This window comes from Ventosimonas gracilis, from assembly GCF_001580025.1.
In the GTDB taxonomy this organism is placed as follows: Bacteria; Pseudomonadota; Gammaproteobacteria; order Pseudomonadales; family Pseudomonadaceae; genus Ventosimonas; species Ventosimonas gracilis.
In genome coordinates this window covers 1-3,456 of record NZ_LSZO01000079.1, presented here as the reverse complement: position 1 = coordinate 3,456, position 3,456 = coordinate 1, and the positions used below count along the sequence as shown (strand labels likewise).

General features: G+C 46.0%; 3 protein-coding genes. 1 reads left to right on the top strand and 2 read right to left on the bottom strand.

The genetic code is table 11. The annotated features are described in order from the left end of the window. Positions 1-1,427: acyltransferase family protein (locus tag AXE65_RS04190; protein WP_204376514.1), on the top strand; the 1,427-nt coding region annotated here is incomplete at its 5' end. 140 nt (positions 1,428-1,567) lie between these two features. Here AXE65_RS04190 and AXE65_RS04185 read toward each other — a convergent pair. Next, a complete protein-coding gene (locus AXE65_RS04185) occupies positions 1,568-2,452 on the bottom strand; it encodes an IS5 family transposase (protein WP_068388549.1) in 885 nt (294 codons plus the stop codon). Between the two features lie 49 nt (positions 2,453-2,501). Further along, positions 2,502-3,239 carry a sugar phosphate nucleotidyltransferase gene (locus AXE65_RS04180; RefSeq protein WP_079214035.1) on the bottom strand — a complete coding sequence of 246 codons (738 nt, stop codon included), beginning with the start codon at positions 3,237-3,239 and terminating at the stop codon, positions 2,502-2,504. Between the last annotated feature and the right edge of the window lie 217 nt (positions 3,240-3,456).

Sequence of the window (3,456 nt, the reverse complement as noted above, 5' to 3'; positions counted from 1 at the left end):
TTTTCGAACGTTTGAAGTACCTATTTTTACCAGTCATATCAGGAAGTTATCATGCCATAAAAACATGTTTGCTTCCTAAGACCCTTATTTTAATAGTTTTTGGTATGATGCTGCTGATGCAGGGAGAAAAAAGAGCATCGTATTTTTCTCTTATTATTAGAACTCCAGAGTTTTTGATAGGTGTTTTGCTCGCGTTGGGGGGGATACCTTTAAAAATAATCAAAAATAATCGAATTTTTGGCAAAATTTATTTACAGAAATGGAGAACCCTGGCACAGGGGCTGGGTTTCATTTTTATTGCCTGTAGTTTTATCTTTATGACAGAAGGCAGTAATTTCCCAGGGCTGTTATTTCTTATTCCTTGTCTTGGTACAGCGCTGGTGATTAGTGGTTATGGAGGACGATTTACGTCTTTTCTCTCTGCTACACCAATGATATGGATTGGTGGATTATCTTATTCTTTGTATCTTTGGCATTGGCCAGTGCTCGCATTTTTTCGATATGTTTTTGAAAATTACATATTAAGCTTTGATATTCTTTTATTGGCTATTTTGCTGATTCTTTTCCTTTCCTATATTTCTGAAAAATGGATAGAAATCCCATTTCGAAAAAAACAGTTATCCAGTAGAAGCTTTTTCCGTAATATCATACTTGCATGTTTGCCTCTGATGATTGCCAATCGGGTTAATGCAGCAATAGAGAAACCTCTACCTTTGGAAGAAACCAGATATGCGAACCCTGCCACAATTTGTCATGGTCACCAGTTTGGTGATTGCATACGTGGTCAGAGAGATAGTGAATCCAAGCCTATTTTGGTCCTTGGCGACAGCCATGCTGCTCAACTTAATTTGTTTTTTGATAAGGTGGGGGAAAAGACCAATCAGCGTTTCCGTGTTGTTACAGCGAGCAGTTGCGTCACGATTCCTGGTTTTGATATTGAGCGGATACCAGATTACGCCCGGGCGGATTGTGCCTCATCGATCAAATACATTTCGCATTTTTTGAGTGATGCATCCGTTATTGTGGTTGCAGGAATGTGGCAATATCAAATGCAAAGCCAGGGTTTTCGCGATGCTTTGGAGAGATTTCTGAAAGATTGCGAGGCACATAAAAAACAGGTTATTGTGCTCTGGCAAATACCGATGCTTTCGTCCGATGTGTTACGTCTTAGACGGTTGGAAAAATTGGGGCTTCGTCGTGATCCATCTCTCAACCAAGATTGGAAGAATGCTAATCAAGCTGTACAAAATATTGTGGCTCGATACCCATCAACTCAATTTTGGGAATTTATGAATCTAGGGATTTTTGCCACACCACCGATTTATCAGGGGAGTTTGATTTATCATGACAATCATCATCTTAATGAGAAAGGTTCGGCTCTCTACGGAAGTACCGTAGCTGACATGTTTGTCAAGATTAAGAATTAGGGAAAGCCTGAACAATTCAGTTTTCAGGTGGAAGTGCGACGACCGGATAAAAAGTCCATTTTGAACAAAACAGGCGATGTTCGAGAGAAATCCCCTGTTTTTTGCCCCTGAACCGGCATTTCTGCCGATTCAGGGCACAATCATCCCTTGGCGGGCAATAACTGCCCGCGCACCATCCAAAAGTTGGACAGCGCAAACAGTGTGTAGAGTTGTGCCGTGTTCTTGGCCAGGCCACGATACCGAACCTTCACATGCCCGAACTGGCGCTTGATGACGCGAAACGGATGCTCCACTTTGGCACGCACGCGTGCCTTGAGCGTTTCAATGCGGTTTGCCAGTTTGCCAGTTTGCCAGTTTGCCAGTTTGCCAGTTTGCCGATGGCCGTGCAACAACTCGGCCGCTTGCGTCACATCGTGCACATGGGCCGCCGTGCCCACCACCGTATGCACCAACCCCGATTCGGCATCTACGCCTATGTGCGCCTTCATACCAAAGTGCCACTGATTGCCCTTTTTCGTCGAGTGCATCTCGGGATCACGCTCGCCTGTCTTGTTCTTGGTCGAACCGGGCGCGGCGATAATCGTCGCGTCAACCAGCGTACCGGCCTTGAACAGCAACCCGCGCTCTGACAAACGCGCATTGACCGCAGCCAGCATCTGCGACCCTATGTCGTGCTTCTTGGCGAAACCGCAGAATCGTCGTCTTATCGGCATATTGTCACGGGTCAAATCGAGGCCCGCAAAGTGACGAAATAACGCCATATCGTGCAGTGCCTCTTCCATTGCCGAATCCGACAGGTTGAACCACTGCTGTAAAAAGTGAATCCGCAGCATCGTTTCGACCAAAAACGGTGGGCGACCCGCCTTGCCGGGACGCTTGCTCGGCGCATGCGGTGCAATCAACGCCACCCAATCCGACCAAGGAACCACTTGCTCCATTTGCTCAAGAAATACGCGCTTGCGCGTCTTCAGCGTCTTGGACTGATGATGGGGAAAATCTTCTTCGCCAAGGGACAATTGCAACATGATCGAGGCAGTGATGCGGGAACGCTGACATTATCTCATCCGCGCTGAATCAATGGGGATTTTGCAGGGTTTCCTTAGAGATTTTATTGCTTTTCTGATAGCTTGTTTTTATCCCCATATCCCTCCAGGTGAAATCCTGTTTCAACACTTGAACGAATAGCTTTTTTTGCTGTAAATAATTTTCATTGATGCCGTTTATCTCCAGTTCTCCCCGCTTCGAAAGTTTAACCTGCTTGGCCATTTCAACAACCCGATTGTCGTAAAAATAAAGTCCGGTGACAGCAAGGTTGGATTTGGGATATTTAGGTTTTTCTTCGATGGAAATAGGGCGGTTTTCATTGTCCAGTTCTATTACGCCGAATTGTTCGGGATTATCGACTGGATAGGCAAATACGCTAGCGCCTTCGGTGTGGGCGGCGGCTTTTTTTAAAAGGGACTCAAGGCCGTCGCCTGCAAAGTAGTTATCGCCCAATATCAGGCAGGCAGGGTCTTTGCCGATAAAGTCTTCACCAATAATAAAGCTTTGGGCGATGCCGTCGGGGGAGGGTTGTTCGGCGTAGCTTAGGGTAACGCCGAATGAGCTGCCGTCGCCGAGTAGTTGTTTAAAAGTGGGCAGGTCGCGCGGGGTGCTGATCAGTAAGATGTCATGGATGCCCGCTAATATTAGGGTGGATAACGGGTAATAAATCATCGGTTTGCCATTGACCGGCAGCAGATGTTTGTTGGTGTTGCGGGTAAGTGGGTAGAGGCGAGTGCCCAAACCACCGGCCAAGAGAATGCCTTTCATAAATAACAGCAGGTTTGGTGTTGATAAAAAGCTTTGTGGGCTGGCCGGTAAAAGGCGGGAAATGATACAAGGTCTGTTTTGCAATAGCCAGATACTGATGCAGTGGTTGAGGAACGCGGCCTTTTCTAGCTACTAAGTTTTCACAAAGTAAAGTCATTTTTATATATAATATAGGCATGAAATGTAAACGGCAATCCGATGGTCGTGCTCACGATCA